Origin of the sequence: Pseudomonas sp. MEJ108 (genome assembly GCF_030208985.1) — a bacterium.
Lineage (GTDB): Bacteria > Pseudomonadota > Gammaproteobacteria > Pseudomonadales > Pseudomonadaceae > Aquipseudomonas > Aquipseudomonas fragariae.
Genome location: NZ_JARVSW010000055.1, coordinates 26801 through 45347 on the forward strand (window position 1 = coordinate 26801; position 18547 = coordinate 45347).

Here is an 18547-nt window from a genome sequence, read left to right on the forward strand (position 1 = left end):
ATGCGGGATTTCAGGCCTGCCTAGAAATCGAAGTCGTAATCAGCCAACTGCTTCTGCAAACGCCGCTCTTCAAGCAGGTTGTCGATGGTGCGTCGTTTGCTCAGGTTGGTCTTCGCTGGCTCGACAGTCGCGGGTTCTGTGTCGTCCGTGTCGATGGAGACAAGGTCGTCGTCTACATCCAGTTGTTCGTTGTCATTGCTCATGAAGTCGACTCCAGGGCTTGGGCTCTCTGGCGCTTCTTATATCGACAATCCACAGGTCGGTAAAAAAGATTTTTTCAATCGCCAGGACAGCAATGAGCTGTCTGGCTCAATCGTCGGACGTTTTTGCCTTGTAATCGCACAGGTCTTCTATACGGCAACTGCCACATCGCGGTTTACGGGCCTGGCAAACGTAGCGCCCGTGCAGAATCAGCCAGTGATGAGCGTCGAGCAGGTAGTTTTTCGGCACAAATTTCATCAGTTGCCTTTCCACTTCCACCACATTTTTCCCTGGCGCGATGCCTGTGCGGTTGCTGACGCGGAAGATATGCGTGTCCACCGCCATCGCGATCTGGCGGAAAGCGGTGTTGAGCACAACGTTAGCGGTTTTGCGCCCGACGCCCGGCAACGCCTCGAGTGCTTCTCGGGTTTGCGGTACTTCACCGTTGTGCAGTTCCACCAGCATGCGGCAGGTTTCGATCACGTTTTTGGCTTTGCTGTTGTAGAGGCCGATGGTCTTGATGTACTCGGAAAGCCCCTCTACACCCAGTTCATAGATGGCCTGTGGGGTGTTGGCTATCGGGTAGAGCCTGGCAGTCGCCTTATTGACGCTTACGTCGGTGGCCTGGGCGGAAAGGATGACGGCTATCAACAGTTCGAAAGGCGTGGTGTAGGCCAATTCGGTTTTTGGGTCCGGATTGTCCTCATGCAGCCTGCGAAAGATTTCCTGGCGTTTTGCGGCATTCATGGGCGGAGCTTTTCCTCGGAATGAGCCTGTGCGGGGAGCGGTAGAAGCGCTGCAAGTGCCTGCTCGGCAGCTTCGTATTCGCGCTGCAATTCCACAAGCCTGGCGGCCTGCTCCGCAATGGGAGGGTGCCCAAATGCCTTGAGTGACTTGTTGAGCTGCGCGCGGCTCATGGCCAGGGCAATCCGGGCTTTTTTCACTGCTTCATCCGGACCGGCAGGCTTGTCGTTCCGGGCGAGGGCGGCGGCGGATCGAGGCAGCACGTCACGAGCGGATTCAACGCGCTGCGACCGCGCAAGGCGCTCTGCCAGCCGCGTTTGCTGCTCGCGGTGCAAGCGTGCATTTCGGGCTTCGAAACGCATCCGCGCATGGCTACGCTTGCGCTGCCGCGCCTCCTGCAGCTCGGGAGTAGGGGCCAGACCACCCACGACGGGCGTGACCGTTGCCAGTGGCAGCGGGTGCATTTCAATGCAATCCACCGGGCATGGAGCAATGCACAGATCACAGCCTGTGCATTCATCGATAATCACGGTGTGCATCAGCCTGGCTGCGCCGAGAATGGCGTCCACGGGGCAGGCCTGAATGCATTTGGTACAACCGATGCACTCTGCTTCGCGAATGAAGGCAACCTGCGCAGGTGCAGTGCCGCGTTGCAGGTCCAGTGTCAGGACCGGAACAGACAGCAGTTCGGCCAGCTGGACTATCGTTTCGTCGCCGCCCGGTGGGCATTTGTTGATGGCTTCACCGCCAGCGATACCTTCGGCGTAAGGCTTGCAGCCGGGATGGCCGCACTTGCCGCACTGAGTCTGCGGCAGGAGGGCGTCGATACTGCGGATGAGGTCCACGTCGGGAAGCAGGCGAATCAATTCAGTCATGGTCTTGCCAGGTGACCAACAGGTGTTCTGTCTATCGAGAGAGCAGCATTATCGGACAGATCAGGGAGCTTGCGAATGCGCAAAGGCCCGGTATCCGCCTGATGGCAGGATACCGGGCCTCGCGTCGTTTACTTGATGCGCTGGCCTGGCTTGGCGCCGCTGTCCGGGCTGAGCAGATAGATCTCCTCACCGCCGGGGCCTGCAGCCATCACCATGCCCTGCGAAATACCGAAACGCATTTTTCGCGGCTTGAGGTTGGCGATCATCATGGTCAGACGGCCTTCGAGTTCGGACGGGTTCGGGTAGGCGCTCTTGATGCCGGAAAAGACATTGCGCTGCTCGTCGCCGATGTCCAGGGTCAGGCGCAGCAGTTTGTCGGCACCCTCTACATGTTCGGCCTTGAGAATCAGCGCGACGCGCAGGTCGATGGCGGCAAAGGCGTCAAAGTCGATTTCCGCCGACAGCGGGTCCTTGGCAAGTTCGCCATTACCGGCAGGCGCGGTGTCCGCCGACGAGTCGGTAGCGGTCAGGTCTTCCTTGGAGGCAGTGGCCATGGCCTCGACCTTGACCGGATCAATACGGGTCATCAGTGCCGAGAACGGGTTGAGCTGATGATTGGCCAGCAGGGTCTTGTGGTCTTCCCAGGTCAGTGGTTCGACGTTGAGGAATTTTTCTGCATCGGCGGCCAGATTCGGCAGGACCGGCTTGAGGAAAATCACCAGCTGGCGGAACAGGTTGATGCCCAGCGCGCATACGGCCTGGACCTCATCCTGCTTGCCTTCCTGTTTGGCCAGCGCCCATGGCGCTTTCTCCGCGATGTAGGCATTGGCACGGTCCGCCAGGGCCATGGTCTCGCGCATGGCGCGGGCGAAGTCGCGGGCTTCGTAGGCGTCGGCGATGCTGGGTGCAGCCGTCAGAAACGCGTCGGTCAGTTCGGGCGCCGCATTGGCTTCGACCATCACACCGGCGTTGCCCTTGTGAATGAACCCGGCGCAACGGCTGGCGATGTTGACGACCTTGCCGATCAGGTCGGAGTTGACCTTTTGCACGAAGTCTTCGAGGTTCAGGTCCAGGTCGTCGACGCCACGGCCCAGCTTCGACGCGTAGTAATAGCGCAGGTACTCGGGCGGCAGGTGGTCGAGGTAGGTGCGCGCCTTGATAAAGGTGCCACGCGACTTCGACATCTTCTGACCATTGACGGTCAGGTAGCCGTGGACGTTGATGCCGGTCGGTGTGCGCAACTCAGCACCTTCCAGCATGGCTGGCCAGAACAGCGCATGGAAGTTGACGATGTCCTTGCCGATGAAGTGATAGAGCTCGGTGGTCGCGCCCTTTCCCCAGTAAGCATCGAAGTCCAGGTCCGGACGACGCGCGCACAGGTTCTTGAAGCTGGCCATGTAGCCGATCGGCGCATCGAGCCACACGTAAAAGTATTTGCCGGGCTCGTCGGGAATTTCAAAGCCGAAATAGGGCGCATCGCGGGAGATGTCCCACTGCTGCAGGCCGCTGTCCAGCCATTCGGCGATCTTGTTGGCAACGGCGTCCTGCAGGGTGCCACTGCGTGTCCAGCTCTTGAGCATGGCGTCGAATGCAGGAAGGTCGAAGAAGAAGTGCTTCGAGTCCTTGAGCACCGGCGTGGCCCCGGAAATCGCCGACTTGGGGTCTTTGAGGTCCGTCGGGGCATAGGTGGCGCCGCACTTTTCACAGTTGTCGCCGTACTGGTCCTCGGTCGCGCATTTCGGGCAGGTGCCCTTGATGAAACGGTCGGCCAGGAACATTTTCTTTTCCGGGTCGAAGTACTGGGTGACCGAGCGCGTCGCGATATGACCGGCATCGCGCAGACGCTTGTAGATCATGCTCGACAGCTCGCGGTTCTCGTCCGAGTGCGTCGAGTGGAAATTATCGAATTCCACCAGGAAGTCGGCAAAGTCGGCGCTGTGCTCGGCCTTGACGTTGGCGATCAGTTGCTCTGGCGTAATGCCTTCCTTTTCGGCGCGCAGCATGATTGCCGAGCCATGGGCGTCGTCCGCGCAGACATAAATGCATTGATTGCCGCGGTGCTTCTGAAAACGCACCCACATGTCGGTCTGGATGTACTCGAGCATGTGGCCAAGGTGAATGGAACCATTGGCATAGGGCAGGGCGCTGGTAACGAGAATCTTGCGTGGCTCGGACATGGGGCTCGGCTACTTGAAGTGAAACGGAGACCGGCCACTATAAAGGTCTGAACGATTTTTTTCACCCGTGCGGTTGTGGGAATGCTCCTGAAAGGTTGGGCGCAGTTCAGTGAAATCATGTGGGCTGCTGGCAGAACAGGTACGATAGTCGGCTGTTCCAGTCAGTCTTTTTACGGAGTAAGCCCATGAGCGCAGTCAATCGCGCAGCGGTGGAGACGATTCTTCGCCAGTACACCGACCCCTATCTGAATCAGGATCCGGTCACTGCCGGTTGCGTGCGGTCCATCGATATTCAGGGGGCGCAGGTCAGCGTGCAACTCGAATTGGGCTATGCCGCCGACCTGTTCAGGAACGGTTGGGCGCACGTGTTGAAAACTGCCATCGAGAATCTGGACGGTGTCAGTTCGGCCACGGTCGCCATCAGCAGCGTGATCAGCGCGCACAAGGCGCAGAGCCAGATTCCGGGGCTTGCCAATGTGAAAAACATTGTCGCCGTCGCGTCCGGCAAGGGCGGTGTCGGCAAGTCCACTACCGCCGCCAATCTGGCCTTGGCGCTGTCTCGCGAGGGCGCTCGCGTCGGAATCCTCGATGCCGATATCTACGGACCGAGCCAAGGGGTGATGTTCGGTATTCCCGAAGGTACGCGACCGAAGATCAAGGATCAGAAGTGGTTCGTGCCGGTCGAGGCGCATGGCATCGAGGTGATGTCGATGGCTTTTCTGACCGACGACAATACGCCGATGGTCTGGCGCGGGCCGATGGTTTCAGGGGCGTTGCTGCAACTGGTCACGCAGACTGCCTGGAATGATCTGGATTATCTGGTCATCGACATGCCGCCCGGCACCGGTGATATCCAGTTGACGCTCGCGCAGAAAGTCCCGGTCGCCGGTGCCGTAATTGTCACCACACCACAGGATCTGGCTTTGCTGGATGCGAAAAAAGGTGTCGAGATGTTCCGCAAGGTCAACATTCCGGTGCTGGGCGTAGTGGAAAACATGGCGGTGCACATTTGCTCCAACTGCGGCCATGCCGAGCATCTGTTCGGTGAGGGTGGCGGCGCGAAGCTGGCGACGCAGTACGATGTCGAACTGCTGGCGTCACTGCCGCTGTCGATGCTGATTCGCGAGCAGGCAGATGGCGGCAAGCCTACGGCGATTGCCGAGCCGGAGAGTCAGATTGCGATGGTGTATCAGGAACTGGCACGCCACGTCGGTGCACGGATCGTGTTGCAGGAAGCTGCAAGTCCGGCCATGCCGACCATTTCGGTAAGCGACGACTGATTGCATGGCGGTGATCGGGCGGGGGAGGTGCTTCTCTCGTTCCGGTCAGCTGTGCAGGAGGTGCTCAAGCCGCGAGAGGTCAAAAGACGGACAATAAAAAACCCCGCTTTTAAGGGCGGGGTTTTTAAGCGAATCAGTACAAGTTAGATAACTTGAACTTCTTCAGCTTGCATGCCTTTCTGACCGCGGGTAGCGATGAAAGAAACCTGTTGGCCTTCTTTCAGGCTTTTGAAGCCGTCGGATTGGATAGCTTTGAAGTGCACGAACAGGTCGTCACCGGATTGTGGAGTGATGAAGCCGAAGCCTTTTTCATCGTTGAACCACTTAACGGTACCAGTTTGGCGATTGGACATAGTAAATCTCCTTGGACAAAGTTAACTGCGGCGTAGGAAGAGCCCTGGCCGAGACTGAGTGCAAAGAGCTGGAAAATTCATGGAGATGGTTGGATCGAAATTCAACATCGTGTAGAGATTCTCAGTGACACAAGCAACACAGTGACGCCACCTTAACCCTTTTTTCCGAACGTGCCAATGGTCTGTTGATGATTATTTCCATTCGCGGCGAAACAGCCCGGCCGGTCACGCAAACTCGCGATCTGTTGCCTTTGAACCGTCGGCCTCAGCCCGGTAAGATGCCGGATATCTTTTTCACCTCGCTATTCAGGACACCGCCATGAGCATCAAATCGGACAAGTGGATTCGCCGCATGGCGCAGGAACACGGGATGATCGAGCCCTTCGTAGAGCGCCAGGTACGTGGCGAAGGTGCTGATCGGGTGATCTCTTTCGGGGTGTCCAGTTACGGCTACGACGTGCGTTGCGCCGACGAATTCAAGGTGTTCACCAACATCAATTCGGCCACGGTCGATCCGAAAAACTTCGATGAAAAAAGCTTCGTCGATATCAAGAGCGACGTATGCATCATCCCTCCCAACTCGTTCGCACTGGCGCGCACCGTCGAATATTTCCGCATTCCGCGTAACGTTCTGACCATCTGCCTGGGCAAGAGCACCTACGCGCGCTGCGGCATCATCGTCAATGTCACGCCGCTCGAGCCTGAGTGGGAAGGCCATGTGACGCTGGAGTTTTCCAACACCACGACACTGCCGGCCAAGATCTACGCCAACGAGGGTGTGGCGCAGATGCTGTTCCTGGAGTCCGATGAGGAGTGTGAAGTCTCCTACAAGGATCGGGGTGGCAAGTACCAGGGCCAGCGTGGCGTCACCCTGCCGCGTACCTGATTTGCGGTCCAGGTGACTAGTGGAATTGAATTAATACTCTATTTCGCACTCTATCTGCTCACATGCTTTCGCATAATTCATTACGTGCGACGGCCTTTGATCTGGAGTGCCCTATGAAGACTACTTTCAAAATCTCTGAACAGGTTCAATCTCCGCTTAACGAGATCGGGTTACTCGCCTGGTCATTGATGGCTCATTCCGATCTCAGCCCGGAGCTGAACATGGTCGGCGGCGGGATCCCGGGTGATCCAGGCCCCGACACGCCGTTCCCGGAGCCTACCGAGCCAGGCGGTCCTACTGTTCCTGACGAGCCGCCACCCGCACCTGTGGCCTGATCATCACAAAACTGCCTGCTGCGCTCGCGAGCGGCAGGCAGTTTTGTATGTGGCGACCGTTGCCGCTATGCCACTCGCCACACTGCATCACCGCCGGTCACATAGATCGTGCTGTCCGGTGCCGGGCGAATCTGAAAACCGCCGGTAAATTCACCGAAGGCCGGCAGCAGGCTGACGCGCTGGCCCAGGTAGAAGCACGCCAGCCGCAAGCTTTGCCGACCGCGACCGTTTAGCCGATACACCGGATGAACATGCCCGGCCAGTACATGCAGGTCAGGGTGCGCATCGGGCTCGTGCTGCAGGGCAAAGGGCCCAAGCGCCAAGGGCTCGGGAACCACATCGATGCCCAGGTAGGCAGGCGGGTCGCCGGCCCGCTTGTCGTGGTTGCCGCGGATGAGTGTGATGCGCAGTGTCGAGCGCTCTGCCCGCCATTGTTCCAGCGCTGCCAAGGTGCCGACTGCGTGAGACTCCGGCGCGTGCAGGAAATCGCCCAGAAAGATCAGATGATCGCAGGGATAGGCATTCAGAAGGCTGTCCAGGCGGCGCAGATTCGCCTGTGTAGTGCCGTGCGGCACCGGTTGGCCGAGCTTGCGATAGGCGGCCGCCTTGCCAAAGTGCGCGTCGGCAATCAGCAAGGATCGTTCGGCAGGGTAGTAGATGGCCTTGTCGGCCAGCAACCACAGTTCTTCTCCTGCCAGCGTGACAGCAAGATACGGCGTCATCGTTCAGGCTCCGGGCCAGCGGCTTTCTCCAGATCGCGAACCATGCGCGCGATGCGGTCGGCAAGTTTCTCCGAACTGAGGCTTTCGCGAAAGCGTTCGACCAGCAGTGGAAAGGCCAGCGGGGTCGCGCGTTTTATAGCGTGCAGGTCCAGCGTGCGGCTGTTGATCTGGCGCAACGTCAGCTCCAGGCGCTGCAGGTCCAGTTCCTGACGCAGGACTTCCTGTTCGGCCTGAGTCAGCAGCATGTTGTCAGCGTCGTATTGCTTGAACACCTCGAAAAACAGTCCGCTGGATGCCTGAAGCTGACGATTGCTCTTGGCCGCGCCAGGGTAGCCGGAAAACACCAACCCGGAGATACGCGCGATTTCCCGAAAGCGCCGCAGGGCCAGCTCGCCAGCGTTCAGGCTGGCGATGATATCGGGTAAAAGATCCGTTTCGCTGAACAGCTCGGCCTGCAACGTCTGCGTCCAGTCGATCTCGCTGGCGCTGAGCAGCTCGAGCCCGTAGTCGTTGACGGCGATGGAAAAAGTCAGCGGCCGATGCCGGCTCAGGCGCCAGGCCAGCAGGCTGCCCAGCCCCAGGTGCACATGACGGCCGGCGAACGGGTAGAGGAATAGATGCCAGCCTTCGCGGGATTTGAGTGTCTCGGCCAGCAACGTGTCGCGTCTCGGCAGCCCTGACCAGTGCTGCTGCACTTCCAGCAGGGGTTTGATGGCGCGCATTTCCGGGCTGTTGAATTGGCCCCGCGCAGCGGCATCGAACTTCTCCACCACTGCATCTGCCAGTTCGCTGGACAGCGGCATCCGACCGCCATTCCAGCGTGGCACGGCGGCTTTCTTGCCGGTCGCGCGCTTGACGTAGGCCGTCATGTTTTCTACTCGAACCAATTCCAGTAAGCGTCCGCCGAACAGAAAGCCGTCACCGGGTTTGAGTCTGGCGATAAAGCCTTCCTCGACGCTGCCCAGCGAGCCACCACCGCCGCCTTTTTTCCAGTATTTCAGGTTGACGGTGGCCTCACTGACGATGGTCCCCACGCTCATGCGGTGGCGTCTGGCAAGACGCGCATCAGGGACCCGCCAGACGCCGTCCTCGTCGGGTTCGGCGCGGCGGTAATCGGGGTAGGCGGTCAGTGAGTGGCCGCCGTTGCGGACAAACGCCAGCGCCCATTGCCATTGCTCGTCGCTGAGGTTGCGGTAAGCCCAGGCGCTGCGTACTTCGCCCAGCAGTTCATCGGGCAGAAAACCACCGCCCAGGGCGATGCTGACCAGGTGCTGGACCAGCACGTCCAGCGGCTGATGTGGTGACTCACGGGGCTCGATCATCCGAGCTTCGACGGCGTCATGTGCAGCAGCGGCTTCGACCAGTTCCAGGCTGTGGGTCGGCACCAGCGTCACGCGCGAAGGGCGACCCGGCGCGTGGCCCGAACGACCGGCGCGCTGCATCAGGCGCGCGACACCTTTGGGCGAGCCGATTTGCAACACGCGCTCGACCGGCAGAAAGTCCACGCCCAGGTCCAGGCTGGAGGTGCATACCACGGCCTTGAGTGCGCCTTCTTTCAACGCGCGTTCGACCCAGTCGCGGACCTCTCGGGCCAGCGATCCATGGTGCAGGGCAATCAGCCCGGCCCAGTCGGGGCGGGCTTCCAGTAGCGCCTGATACCATATTTCCGACTGCGCCCGGGTGTTGGTGAACACCAGACAGCTCGCGCTGCTTTCCACCTCGGCGACGACCTGCGGCAACATGCGCAAGCCCATGTGCCCGGCCCACGGGAAGCGTTCGATGGAAGACGGCAACAGCGTATCGACCTGCAAGTCCTTGACGATCTTGCCTTGCACGGTCACGCCGCCGTCGCCGATCAGTACCTGCTGCGCGTGTTGCTGATTACCCAGCGTCGCGGAAATGCCCCACACGATCAGCTTTGGATTCCAGCGCCTCAGGCGGGCAAGGGCCAGTTGCAACTGCACGCCGCGCTTGTTGCCGATCAGCTCGTGCCATTCGTCCACCACCACCATCTTCAGCGTCGACAAGGCGACCTGAGCGTCGGCACGGGTCAGCAGCAGCGTCAGGCTTTCAGGGGTGGTGATCAAGGCCGAGGGCAGCCGCCGGCTCTGCCGGGCGCGTTCACTGCCGCTGGTATCGCCGGTGCGCAAGCCGACCGACCAAGGGATATCCAGTTCGGCCAGTGGCGCCTCAAGGGCCCGGGCGGTATCGGCGGCCAGGGCGCGCATGGGCGTTATCCACAGGACACTCAGCGGTTCAGCAGGCGGTTTGCGTTTGCGGGGTTTGTTGTCAGCGGTGAGCGTATTGGCTTTGGCGAAGCGGTTGAGCGCGGCGAACCACACGGCGTAGGTCTTGCCCGAGCCGGTGCTGGCATGCAGCAAACCGGACTCGCCATTCTTCACCGCTGCCCAGACCTCTTTCTGAAACGCAAAGGGCTTCCAGCCCCGGGCGAGAAACCATCGTCGAGCGAAATCGGTGGGTCTGCTCATCCGTCTGAGTGTGCTCTGAGTGGCGTTAAGTCAGAGACAGCAGAGAAAGGGTAATAGTTTAAATGGTTATGTGGCTGATCGTTCCTGGATTGCCTATCGTGCCGATGCTCCGCGGCGGCATGCCGTTCCGGACGCTCTGCGTCCTCTTGATGACGCGGAGCGTCATGAAATGCGTTCCCACGCTGGAGCTTGAGGAACGATAGTCGTCAGGGGTAACACCATGACTATCGTGCCGATGCTCCGCGTCGGCATGCCGTTCCGGACGCTCTGCGTCCTCTTGATGACGCGGAGCGTCATGAAATGCGTTCCCACGCTGGAGCTTGAGGAACGATAGTCGTCAGGGGTAACACCATGACTATCGTGCCGATGCTCCGCGTCGGCATGCCGTTCCGGACGCTCCGCGTCCTCTTGATGACGCGGAGCGTCACGAAGTGCATTCCCACGCTGGAGCGTGAGGAACGATAGTCGTCAGGGATAACACCATCGTGCCGATGCTCTGCGTCGGCATGCCGTTCTGGACGCTCTGCGTCCTCTTGATGACGCAGAGCGTCATGAAATGCGTTCCCACGCTGGAGCGTGAGGAACGATAGTCGTCAGGGATAACACCATCGTGCCGATGCGTTGGCATGCCGTTCTGGACGCTCTGCGTCCTCTTGATGACGCGGAGCGTCATGAAATGCATTCCCATGCTGGAGCGTGAGGAACGAGATTGAATCCAACTGACTATCGTGCCGATGCTCCGCGTCGGCATGCCGTTCTGGACGCTCCGCGTCCTCTTGATGACGCGGAGCGTCACGAAGTGCGTTCCCACGCTGGAGCGTGAGGAACGATAGTCGTCGGGGATAACACCATCGTGCCGATGCTCCGCGTCGGTATGCCGTTCCGGACGCTTTGCGTCCTCTTGATGACGCGGAACGTCATGAAGTGCATTCCCACGGGAGCGTGTGAACGAGATTTGAGGGGGGATCCAGACGTGTGTACGCAGCAATCAGTGCTACTTCAGATTGCCGCTCAAGAACTGCTGCAAACGCTCGCTTTTCGGGTTGTTGAGGACTTCGTCCGGATGACCGGATTCTTCGATCTGGCCCTGGTGCAGGAATACCACCTGGCTCGCCACCTTGCGGGCAAAGCCCATTTCGTGAGTCACCAGAATCATCGTCCGGCCTTCTTCAGCCAGGCCTTGAATGACCTTCAGCACTTCACCGACCAGCTCCGGGTCCAGCGCGGATGTAGGCTCGTCGAAGAGCATGATTTCCGGCTCCATCGCCAGCGCACGGGCGATGGCCACGCGCTGCTGTTGACCGCCGGAGAGAAACGCGGGGTACTGATCGGCGACACGCTCCGGCAGACCGACCTTTTCCAGGTATTTGCGCGCGCGAGCCTCGGCTTCGGCCTTGGGCACGCCCAGCACCCGGCGCGGCGCCATGGTGATGTTTTCCAGCACGGTCATGTGCGCCCACAGGTTGAAGTGCTGAAACACCATCGCCAGCCGCGTGCGGATACGCTGCAGCTCATCCGGGTCGGCAACGCGCATACCGTCCTTGTCGCTGACCATGCGCACTTGCTTGCCATCCAGGCTCATCGCCCCGTCACTGGGTTGTTCGAGAAAATTGATGCAGCGCAAAAAGGTACTCTTGCCGGAGCCACTGGCGCCGATCAGACAGATGACGTCACCGCTGCTGGCCTTGAGCGATACGCCTTTGAGCACGTGGTTGTCGCCATAGCTTTTGTGCAGGCCATCGATGGTCAGTTTGTACATGACAGGTCCTCAAGGAGAAAGTAGATAGCCGCTGCGATAGGCGTGGGTACCGGCGATATGCGCAATGACCATGCCGGCAGTCGCCATGCGGCGCAGGGAACGCGCATACAGCAGGCCTGCGTTGAGGGCATGGATGCAGGTCACGGTGTCGCTGATCGGGTCGATGACCTCGGCAATCAGCTGGCCGGCTTCGACGTGTTCGCCGGGCATCGCGCAGAACACCAGCAGGCCGCCGACCGGCGTAGCCACCGGTTCGACCGCTGCCAGTGGCGTAGCGGGGTAGAGCAGTTCGGGCAGCGGCTGCAGATCGCCGTCAATGATGCCGGCATCGATCAGGTAATGAATGATCGCCTGACAGTCGCGGCTGGCCAGCGCATGGTTGACATCGCCTTGCCCGCGCAGCTCCAGGGTCACTGAAAAGCTGCCCATGGGAATCGGAAAGCGCTCGCCAAAGCGTTGCTGCAATTGCCACCAGACCAGGGTGAAGCACTCATCGAACGACTGCCCGCCTGAGTCGGTCGCCAGCAGGCTGGCTTGCGCGCCCAGGTAGCGTGATAACGGTTCGACTTTCGGCCAGGCCTCGGGCGTGGTGTACAGGTGCTCGACCGACTCGAAATCACAGTGCAGGTCCAGCACCATGTCGGCATCGCAGGCCAGGCGCTGCAGGGTGAGGCGCAACGAATGCAGCTGTGTGGTCGCCGGTACGGCATTCAGCGCCGCCAGCAGGCTGTCCCTTACCAGCGCGCGGTTGTGCTCTGCGTCGTTAGTCAGTCGGGTTTCGATGTCATCACCGACCTGAGTGCCGAGGTCGCTGAACCCGCGATTGAAGTTCTGCCCGCTTTCCAGCTCGTAGCGGCCCAGCGGGGTGTCCATCAGCACCTGTTCCAGACCGATCGGATTGGCGACGGGCACCACAACGATTTCGCCCAACAGACGACCGGCGTTTTCCAGTTCGGCCAGACGCTGCTTCAGGTACCAGGCCACCAGCATGCCCGGTAGCTCGTCGGCATGCAGCGATGCCTGGATATAGACTTTGCCGGCGCCGTTTTGCGGCCCGTAATGGAAGCTGTGGATTTGCCGGCCAGTGCCGGGCACTGGCGACAGCAAGTCATGGGTGTGATGGCGCATGTTCAGTCCTGATTAATGGGCCGGGCCGAGAAAGGCCAGCCAGCGGCGTTCGGCAAGGCGGAACAGCCCGACCAGAATGAACGTCACGGTCAGGTACATGACGGCGGCGATACCGAAGGACTGGAAGGTCATGAAGGTGGCGGAGTTGGCATCCCGCGCCACTTTCAGGATGTCCGGCACCGTGGCGGTAAAGGCCACGGTGGTCGAGTGCAGCATCAGGATCACTTCGTTGCTGTAATAAGGCAGAGAGCGGCGCAGCACTGACGGCATGATCACGTAAGCATAAAGCTTCCAGCCGGTCAGGCCGTAGGCCTTGGCCGCTTCGACTTCGCCGTGGGCCATGCTGCGGATCGCCCCGGCAAAGATCTCCGTGGTGTAGGCGCAGGTGTTCAGCGTGAAGGCCAGGATCGTGCAGTTCATCGCATCGCGAAAGAACGCATCGAGCATCGGCTGTTCACGCACCGCGGCAAGGCTGTAAATGCCGGTGTAGCAGATCAGCAGCTGTATATAGAGGGGCGTGCCGCGAAACAGGTAGGTGTAGAACTGCACCGGCCAGCGCACCCAGCGGTTTCTCGACACCCGCGCAATCGACAGCGGGATCGACACGCAGAAGCCGATAGCGATGGAGGCGCTGAGCAGCCACATGGTCATCGCCAGGCCGGTGACGTTGACGCCATCTGTATAAAGGAAGGGTTTCCAGTATTCCTGCAGCAATTCGATCATCGCTGTGCCTCCCGGCTGCCTGCGGCGTAATACCGCTCAGCCCAACGCAGGGCGAAGTTCGAGGCGCTGGTGATCAGCAGGTAGATCAATGCTGCCAGCACCAGAAAGTAGAACAGCTGATAGGTGCTCTTGCCCGCATCCTGTGACGCCTTGACCAGGTCAGCCAGGCCGATGATCGATACCAGCGCAGTCGCCTTGAGCAGCACCTGCCAGTTGTTGCCGATCCCCGGCAGCGCGTAACGCATCATCTGCGGGAACACGACGTAACGAAAGCGCTGGCCGCGTTTCAATCCATAGGCGGTCGCTGCCTCCACCTGACCGCGAGGCACGGACAGAATCGCGCCGCGAAAGGTCTCGGTGAAGTACGCACCATAGATGAAGCCCAGCGTGATGACGCCTGCGCCGAACGGGTTGATCTCGATGTATTCCCATTCCATCGCGTCGGTCAGCATGGTGAGCCAGGTTTGCAGGCTGTAGAAAATCAGCAGCATCAACACCAGGTCCGGAACACCGCGGATCAGTGTCGTGTAAATTTGCGCCGGCACGCGCAGCAGCGCAGAGCTCGACAGTTTGGCGCTGGCCCCGATCAGTCCGAGCAAAATGCTCAGCGCAAGCGACAGCACAGCCAGTTTGACGGTCATCCAGGTGCCTTCCAGCAACAGCGGGCCAAAGCCCTTCAGGCTGAATGCCGAGAGTCCCAGGTTTTGCATGAGTGCATCGAGCATGGATAGGCCTTGTTACCAACAAAAACGCCCACCGATCGGGCGACGAATGATCGCCGAAATCGATGGGCGTCGGGGTGTTATTTACCGCTGTAGAGGTTCAGGTCGCCAAAGTGTTTTTTCTGGATTTCAGCGTAGGTGCCGTCTTTGTGCATCGCCTCGATGCCTTTGTCCAGCAACGCCTTGAGTTCCTTGTTGCCCTGAGCAATGCCAATAGCGGTTTTGGCTGGCAGCAGTTCGCTGTCGATAGGCTTGCTGACTTCGTAGTCAGCACCGGCTGGCGATTTCAGGAAGCCCAGTTCGGCCTGCAGCATGTCCTGGATCGAGGCGTCGAGACGGCCCGAGGTCAGGTCGGAGTAAACCTGATCCTGGTTGGCATAGGCCTTGGTGGAGATACCGGCCTTGTCCAGTACCGCCTTGGCGTAGGCTTCCTGGATGGTGCCTTGCTCATAGCCCACGGTCTTGCCTTTCAGGCTGGCCGGGTCGGCAGTAAAGCCTGCACCTTTCTTGAACACCAGCGAGGTCGGGCCGGAGAACAGCTCGTTGGAGAAGTCGATGACTTTTTCGCGAGCAGGGGTCACGGTCATCGAGGAGATAACGCCGTCGAATTTGCGTGCCTTGAGGCCGGGGATCATGCCGTCGAAGTCGCTTTCGACCCATTTGCATTTGACTTTCAGCTCTTTGCAGATTGCGTTGCCCAGATCGATATCGAAGCCGACCAGGCTGCCGTCGGCTGCTTTGGATTCGAACGGTGCATAAGATGGATCGACGCCGAAGCGCAGTTCCTTGTATTCCTTGGCCATGGTGTTACCGGCGGCGATGCACAGAGCCAGTGCAGAAAGAGTCAGCCATGCTTTTTTCATTGTTCAGTCCTTAAAACCTTAAATGGGGCGTTGGGAATACGCGAAGCGTGCTACCGGCAAGTGCCAGATAGGCATTGGTTAGCAATTTCCGAACCAGAGGAACGAACGTGCGTTTGAAATGTAAGGGGTTGTCGCTATTTCATATAAACGGCTGGCAGTTGGCCGCCCATGCGCGCTTACAGGGTTGGTGTTCATCGCCCGGTCCTACGCAAGGTGCGGTGTCAGGTGATACAGAGCGGAAGATTGGTAACGAATCAGGAAGTTTCCTGCAGGGAGGCGGGATGATTCGTTCTTCGATGTTTCAAAAAGGTGCACGCTATTTGGCGTGCGCCTTTTTGGTGCTCTAGTTCAGCAGGTCCTGCAGCGTCGCCAGACTGTCGGCTTCGGCGACGGGCTTGTCCTGGCGCCAGCGCAGCATGCGCGGGAAACGCACTGCGATGCCGCTCTTGTGGCGCTTCGACAGGGCGATGCCTTCAAAGCCCAGCTCGAACACCAGCGTCGGCGTTACGCTGCTGACCGGCCCGAATTTCTCCACCGTCGTCTTGCGAACGATGGCGTCGACCTTGCGCATTTCTTCATCGGTCAGCCCCGAGTAGGCCTTGGCGAACGGCACCAGCGTGCGTTCACTGGTTTCGGGCGGGCCATCCCACACCGCAAAGGTGTAGTCGCTGTACAGGCTGGCGCGTCGTCCGTGACCGCGTTGCGCGTAAATCAGCACGGCATCGACACTGAACGGGTCGATTTTCCATTTCCACCACACTCCCATGTCCTTGGTGCGACCGACGCCATACAGCGAGTCGCGAGCCTTGAGCATCATGCCCTCGACGCCCAGGCTGCGGGAGGCTTCGCGCTGGGTGGCCAGGTCGAGCCAATCCTTGCCGCTGAGCACCGGGGAGGGCATCAGCACCTCGCTCTGGCAGGTTTCGATCAAGGCTTCCAGTTGCGAGCGGCGTTCATGTTGCGGGCGGCTGCGCCAGTCATCGCCTTGCCACTCCAGCAGGTCATAGGCGAGCACCACGACCGGAACGTCGGCAAGAATCTTTTTCCCCAGCGTCTTTCGGCCTATGCGCTGTTGCAGCAGGGCGAACGGTTGGACCGAAGGCGCAGCCGCAGGAGCATCGTTGTTCAAGGCAAACTCCGCATCCGCATCGGCATCGGGGTTCGCATCGGGAGCTTTCCAGACCACGATTTCGCCGTCGATCACCGTACCGTCCGGCAGGCACTGCACCAGGCTGTGCAGCTCCGGAAAACGGTCGGTCACCAGTTCTTCGCCGCGTGACCAGATCCACAAGCGCCCGTCGCGTTTGACCAGTTGCGCGCGAATGCCGTCCCACTTCCATTCCACCTGCCAGTTCTGTGCCGGACCGAGCAACGCCTCGAACTGATCGGCGGGCTGTTGCAGGGAGTGGGCGAGAAAAAACGGGTAGGGCTGACCACCGCGTTGGGCGTGCTCATCTTCGGATTCCGGCGCGATCAGCTTCAAATAGCGTTCGGCGCTGGGCCGGTGCGATAGATCGGTGTAGCCCACCAGCCGTTGTGCGACGCGTTTGCTGTCGATGTCTGCCAGCGCCGCCAGCGCACGGGTGACCAGCAGCTTGGATACGCCGACGCGGAAGCTGCCGGTGATCAGCTTGATGCAGACCATCAGGCTGCTGCGGTCCAACTGCGACCAGAACATCGGCAGCCGCTCGGCGAGTTCTTCAGGCGGTAGGCCGCGCAACGGCAACAGCTTGTCTTCCATCCACGTGGCCAGACCTTCGTCATTACTGTGGTCGGCCTGGGGCAGTAACAGCGACAGGGTTTCCGCCAGGTCGCCGACCGCCTGATAGCTCTCTTCGAACAGCCATTCCGGCAGACTTGCCAGGGTCATGGCCTGTTCGCGCAGCACCCGGGTCGGCACCAGTTGCCGTGGGCGGCCGCCTGACAGAAAGTACACCGCCCAAGCGGCGTCCTCTGCTGCCGCCTTTTCGAAGTAGTCGCGCATTGCGGCGAGTTTGGCGTTGCTTGAAGTGGTCGCGTCCAGCTGTGCGTAGAGTTCAGCAAAGGCTTTCATGACTGAGCCTCACCCGTGCCTGCCGCCTCGGGTTCGCCGGCTGCCGGGTTGCTGTCTTCTTCATCGCCGTATTCGGTGCTGAAGCCCTGTGCGTCGAGACCCAGTTCACGCAGGTAACGCACCAGTATGCCGACCGAGCCGTGGGTCACCATGACGCGTTCGGCGCCGGTCTGTTCCACAGCCCACAGCAGGCCCGGCCAGTCGGCGTGATCGGACAGCACAAAACCGCGGTCCACACCGCGCCGGCGTCGTGTGCCGCGCAGCATCATCCAGCCGCTGGCAAACGCATCGCTGTATTCGCCAAAGCGCTTCATCCAGCTGCTGCCGCCCGCTGAAGGCGGGGCGAGGATCAACGCCTGGCGCAGCGCGGGATCGGTCTTTTTGAAATCGCCGGCGTATTGGGTTTCCGGGATGTAGATGCCGCCCTCGCGATACACGCGGTTCAGCGGCTCGACGGCACCGTGGACCAGAATCGGTCCGATCTGCGCGTCGATGCCGTGCAGAATGCGCTGGGCCTTGCCGAACGAGTAAGCGAACAACACACTGGCCTTGCCCTGGGCTGCATTGGCACGCCACCACTGGTTGATGCCTTCGAAGATCTGCGCCTGCGGCGCCCAGCGATAGATCGGCAGGCCGAAGGTCGATTCGGTGATAAAGGTATGGCAGCGCACCGGTTCGAAGGCCGCACAGGTGCCGTCCGGCTCGACTTTGTAATCGCCGGAAGCAACCCAGACCTCGCCTTGGTACTCCAGTCGCACTTGCGCCGACCCCAATACATGCCCGGCCGGATGCAGGCTCAGTTTCACCCCGTGATGGGTGATGGTTTCGCCGTACTCCAGAGTCTGCAGATTAATGTCCTGCCCAAGGCGCGAACGCAGAATACCCTCGCCACTGGCGGCTGACAGGTAATGCTCGTTGCCCGTGCGGGCATGATCGCCATGCGCATGGGTGATGACGGCGCGTTCGACAGGACGCCATGGATCGATATAGAAATCACCGGGTGGGCAGTACAAACCTTCGGGGCGCGCAACGACAAGATCCATGGGGCAACCGTATGGATGGGCTTGTTAGCTATGAGCCGGGAAGGATCTGGAAGTTCGGGGAGTTTGCGTGAGCGCTGCGGAGTGTGAGGCGCGATAAATGTCCAGAAGAACACTATCGTGCATAAAAGCGCTTTTTTGTCGCGATGGCACAGACGACGCAGAGTGCGACGTAAGTGACGGCTGAGTCCTGGCGC

Annotated in this window: 17 protein-coding genes; 3 read left to right on the forward strand and 14 right to left on the reverse strand. The window is 60.1% G+C overall.

The genetic code is table 11. The annotated features are described in order from the left end of the window. Positions 1 to 20: 20 nt before the first annotated feature. The 4 genes from QRN50_RS21775 to metG form a co-directional block, all read right to left on the reverse strand. A complete protein-coding gene (locus tag QRN50_RS21775) occupies positions 21 to 203 on the reverse strand; it encodes a PA3496 family putative envelope integrity protein (RefSeq protein WP_011268720.1) in 183 nt (60 codons plus the stop codon). 106 nt (positions 204 to 309) lie between these two features. Further along, the gene (gene nth / locus QRN50_RS21780; RefSeq protein ID WP_003405450.1) at positions 310 to 948 is read right to left on the reverse strand and encodes an endonuclease III; all 639 of its coding nucleotides are present in this window, start codon (positions 946 to 948) and stop codon (positions 310 to 312) included. Next, positions 945 to 1820: an electron transport complex subunit RsxB gene (gene rsxB / locus QRN50_RS21785; RefSeq protein WP_024642601.1), complete on the reverse strand. Its 876-nt coding sequence runs from the start codon at positions 1818 to 1820 to the stop codon at positions 945 to 947. Before rsxB ends, nth begins: the two co-directional genes overlap by 4 nt. A 128-nt stretch (positions 1821 to 1948) precedes the next feature. After that, positions 1949 to 3997: a methionine--tRNA ligase gene (gene metG, locus QRN50_RS21790; protein ID WP_024642602.1), complete on the reverse strand. Its 2049-nt coding sequence runs from the start codon at positions 3995 to 3997 to the stop codon at positions 1949 to 1951. Positions 3998 to 4182: 185 nt separating this feature from the next. Here metG and apbC point away from each other — a divergent pair, with 185 nt between their 5' ends. After that, a complete protein-coding gene (gene apbC / locus QRN50_RS21795; protein WP_011268717.1) occupies positions 4183 to 5277 on the forward strand; it encodes an iron-sulfur cluster carrier protein ApbC in 1095 nt (364 codons plus the stop codon). A gap of 143 nt (positions 5278 to 5420) precedes the next feature. Here the strand turns inward: apbC and QRN50_RS21800 are convergent, their stop codons facing one another. Then, positions 5421 to 5630 (reverse strand): cold-shock protein, encoded by a 210-nt coding sequence (locus QRN50_RS21800; protein ID WP_002554837.1) that lies wholly within the window; start codon positions 5628 to 5630, stop codon positions 5421 to 5423. 319 nt (positions 5631 to 5949) lie between these two features. Here QRN50_RS21800 and dcd point away from each other — a divergent pair, with 319 nt between their 5' ends. Together dcd and QRN50_RS21810 are read left to right on the forward strand one after the other, a co-directional pair. After that, positions 5950 to 6516, forward strand: a complete 567-nt coding sequence (dcd, locus tag QRN50_RS21805) for a dCTP deaminase (protein ID WP_002554836.1) — start codon at positions 5950 to 5952, stop codon at positions 6514 to 6516. A 113-nt stretch (positions 6517 to 6629) separates the two neighbouring features. Beyond that, on the forward strand, positions 6630 to 6851 hold the full coding sequence (locus QRN50_RS21810) for a hypothetical protein (protein WP_003405455.1): 222 nt from the start codon (positions 6630 to 6632) through the stop codon (positions 6849 to 6851). Between the two features lie 65 nt (positions 6852 to 6916). Here the strand turns inward: QRN50_RS21810 and pdeM are convergent, their stop codons facing one another. From pdeM to QRN50_RS21855, 9 genes are all read right to left on the reverse strand, one after another. Next, complete coding sequence (gene pdeM, locus QRN50_RS21815; protein WP_011268716.1) at positions 6917 to 7573, reverse strand: ligase-associated DNA damage response endonuclease PdeM; 657 nt, start codon at positions 7571 to 7573, stop codon at positions 6917 to 6919. Next, positions 7570 to 10062 (reverse strand): ligase-associated DNA damage response DEXH box helicase, encoded by a 2493-nt coding sequence (locus QRN50_RS21820; protein ID WP_096127407.1) that lies wholly within the window; start codon positions 10060 to 10062, stop codon positions 7570 to 7572. Before QRN50_RS21820 ends, pdeM begins: the two co-directional genes overlap by 4 nt. Positions 10063 to 11056: 994 nt before the next feature. Beyond that, on the reverse strand, positions 11057 to 11821 hold the full coding sequence (locus QRN50_RS21825; protein ID WP_003412889.1) for an ABC transporter ATP-binding protein: 765 nt from the start codon (positions 11819 to 11821) through the stop codon (positions 11057 to 11059). 9 nt (positions 11822 to 11830) lie between these two features. Then, positions 11831 to 12949, reverse strand: a complete 1119-nt coding sequence (locus tag QRN50_RS21830) for a succinylglutamate desuccinylase/aspartoacylase family protein (RefSeq protein WP_096127493.1) — start codon at positions 12947 to 12949, stop codon at positions 11831 to 11833. 12 nt (positions 12950 to 12961) lie between these two features. After that, positions 12962 to 13672: an ABC transporter permease gene (locus QRN50_RS21835; protein ID WP_011268712.1), complete on the reverse strand. Its 711-nt coding sequence runs from the start codon at positions 13670 to 13672 to the stop codon at positions 12962 to 12964. After that, positions 13669 to 14397: an ABC transporter permease gene (locus QRN50_RS21840; RefSeq protein WP_003363567.1), complete on the reverse strand. Its 729-nt coding sequence runs from the start codon at positions 14395 to 14397 to the stop codon at positions 13669 to 13671. The genes QRN50_RS21835 and QRN50_RS21840 overlap by 4 nt, the downstream gene beginning before the upstream one ends. A gap of 77 nt (positions 14398 to 14474) precedes the next feature. Continuing rightward, positions 14475 to 15257, reverse strand: a complete 783-nt coding sequence (locus QRN50_RS21845) for a transporter substrate-binding domain-containing protein (protein ID WP_003402298.1) — start codon at positions 15255 to 15257, stop codon at positions 14475 to 14477. 343 nt (positions 15258 to 15600) lie between these two features. After that, positions 15601 to 17310 (reverse strand): ATP-dependent DNA ligase, encoded by a 1710-nt coding sequence (locus tag QRN50_RS21850; RefSeq protein ID WP_096127491.1) that lies wholly within the window; start codon positions 17308 to 17310, stop codon positions 15601 to 15603. Then, entirely contained in the window at positions 17307 to 18353 is a 1047-nt protein-coding gene (locus tag QRN50_RS21855) for a ligase-associated DNA damage response exonuclease (RefSeq protein ID WP_003402302.1), read from the reverse strand. The genes QRN50_RS21850 and QRN50_RS21855 overlap by 4 nt, the downstream gene beginning before the upstream one ends. Positions 18354 to 18547 lie beyond the last annotated feature (194 nt).

What these genes read in the sequence shown, in the direction of transcription:
- rsxB (WP_024642601.1), bottom strand. Translation starts at nt 1,820, where the DNA reads ATGACTGAATTGATTCGCCTGCTTCCCGACGTGGACCTCATCCGCAGT.
- nth (WP_003405450.1), bottom strand. Translation starts at nt 948, where the DNA reads ATGAATGCCGCAAAACGCCAGGAAATCTTTCGCAGGCTGCATGAGGAC.
- QRN50_RS21775 (WP_011268720.1), bottom strand. Translation starts at nt 203, where the DNA reads ATGAGCAATGACAACGAACAACTGGATGTAGACGACGACCTTGTCTCC.
- QRN50_RS21840 (WP_003363567.1), bottom strand. Translation starts at nt 14,397, where the DNA reads ATGCTCGATGCACTCATGCAAAACCTGGGACTCTCGGCATTCAGCCTG.
- dcd (WP_002554836.1), top strand. Translation starts at nt 5,950, where the DNA reads ATGAGCATCAAATCGGACAAGTGGATTCGCCGCATGGCGCAGGAACAC.
- QRN50_RS21825 (WP_003412889.1), bottom strand. Translation starts at nt 11,821, where the DNA reads ATGTACAAACTGACCATCGATGGCCTGCACAAAAGCTATGGCGACAAC.
- QRN50_RS21810 (WP_003405455.1), top strand. Translation starts at nt 6,630, where the DNA reads ATGAAGACTACTTTCAAAATCTCTGAACAGGTTCAATCTCCGCTTAAC.
- metG (WP_024642602.1), bottom strand. Translation starts at nt 3,997, where the DNA reads ATGTCCGAGCCACGCAAGATTCTCGTTACCAGCGCCCTGCCCTATGCC.
- QRN50_RS21820 (WP_096127407.1), bottom strand. Translation starts at nt 10,062, where the DNA reads ATGAGCAGACCCACCGATTTCGCTCGACGATGGTTTCTCGCCCGGGGC.
- QRN50_RS21855 (WP_003402302.1), bottom strand. Translation starts at nt 18,353, where the DNA reads ATGGATCTTGTCGTTGCGCGCCCCGAAGGTTTGTACTGCCCACCCGGT.
- QRN50_RS21830 (WP_096127493.1), bottom strand. Translation starts at nt 12,949, where the DNA reads ATGCGCCATCACACCCATGACTTGCTGTCGCCAGTGCCCGGCACTGGC.
- QRN50_RS21800 (WP_002554837.1), bottom strand. Translation starts at nt 5,630, where the DNA reads ATGTCCAATCGCCAAACTGGTACCGTTAAGTGGTTCAACGATGAAAAA.
- QRN50_RS21850 (WP_096127491.1), bottom strand. Translation starts at nt 17,310, where the DNA reads ATGAAAGCCTTTGCTGAACTCTACGCACAGCTGGACGCGACCACTTCA.
- apbC (WP_011268717.1), top strand. Translation starts at nt 4,183, where the DNA reads ATGAGCGCAGTCAATCGCGCAGCGGTGGAGACGATTCTTCGCCAGTAC.
- pdeM (WP_011268716.1), bottom strand. Translation starts at nt 7,573, where the DNA reads ATGACGCCGTATCTTGCTGTCACGCTGGCAGGAGAAGAACTGTGGTTG.
- QRN50_RS21835 (WP_011268712.1), bottom strand. Translation starts at nt 13,672, where the DNA reads ATGATCGAATTGCTGCAGGAATACTGGAAACCCTTCCTTTATACAGAT.
- QRN50_RS21845 (WP_003402298.1), bottom strand. Translation starts at nt 15,257, where the DNA reads ATGAAAAAAGCATGGCTGACTCTTTCTGCACTGGCTCTGTGCATCGCC.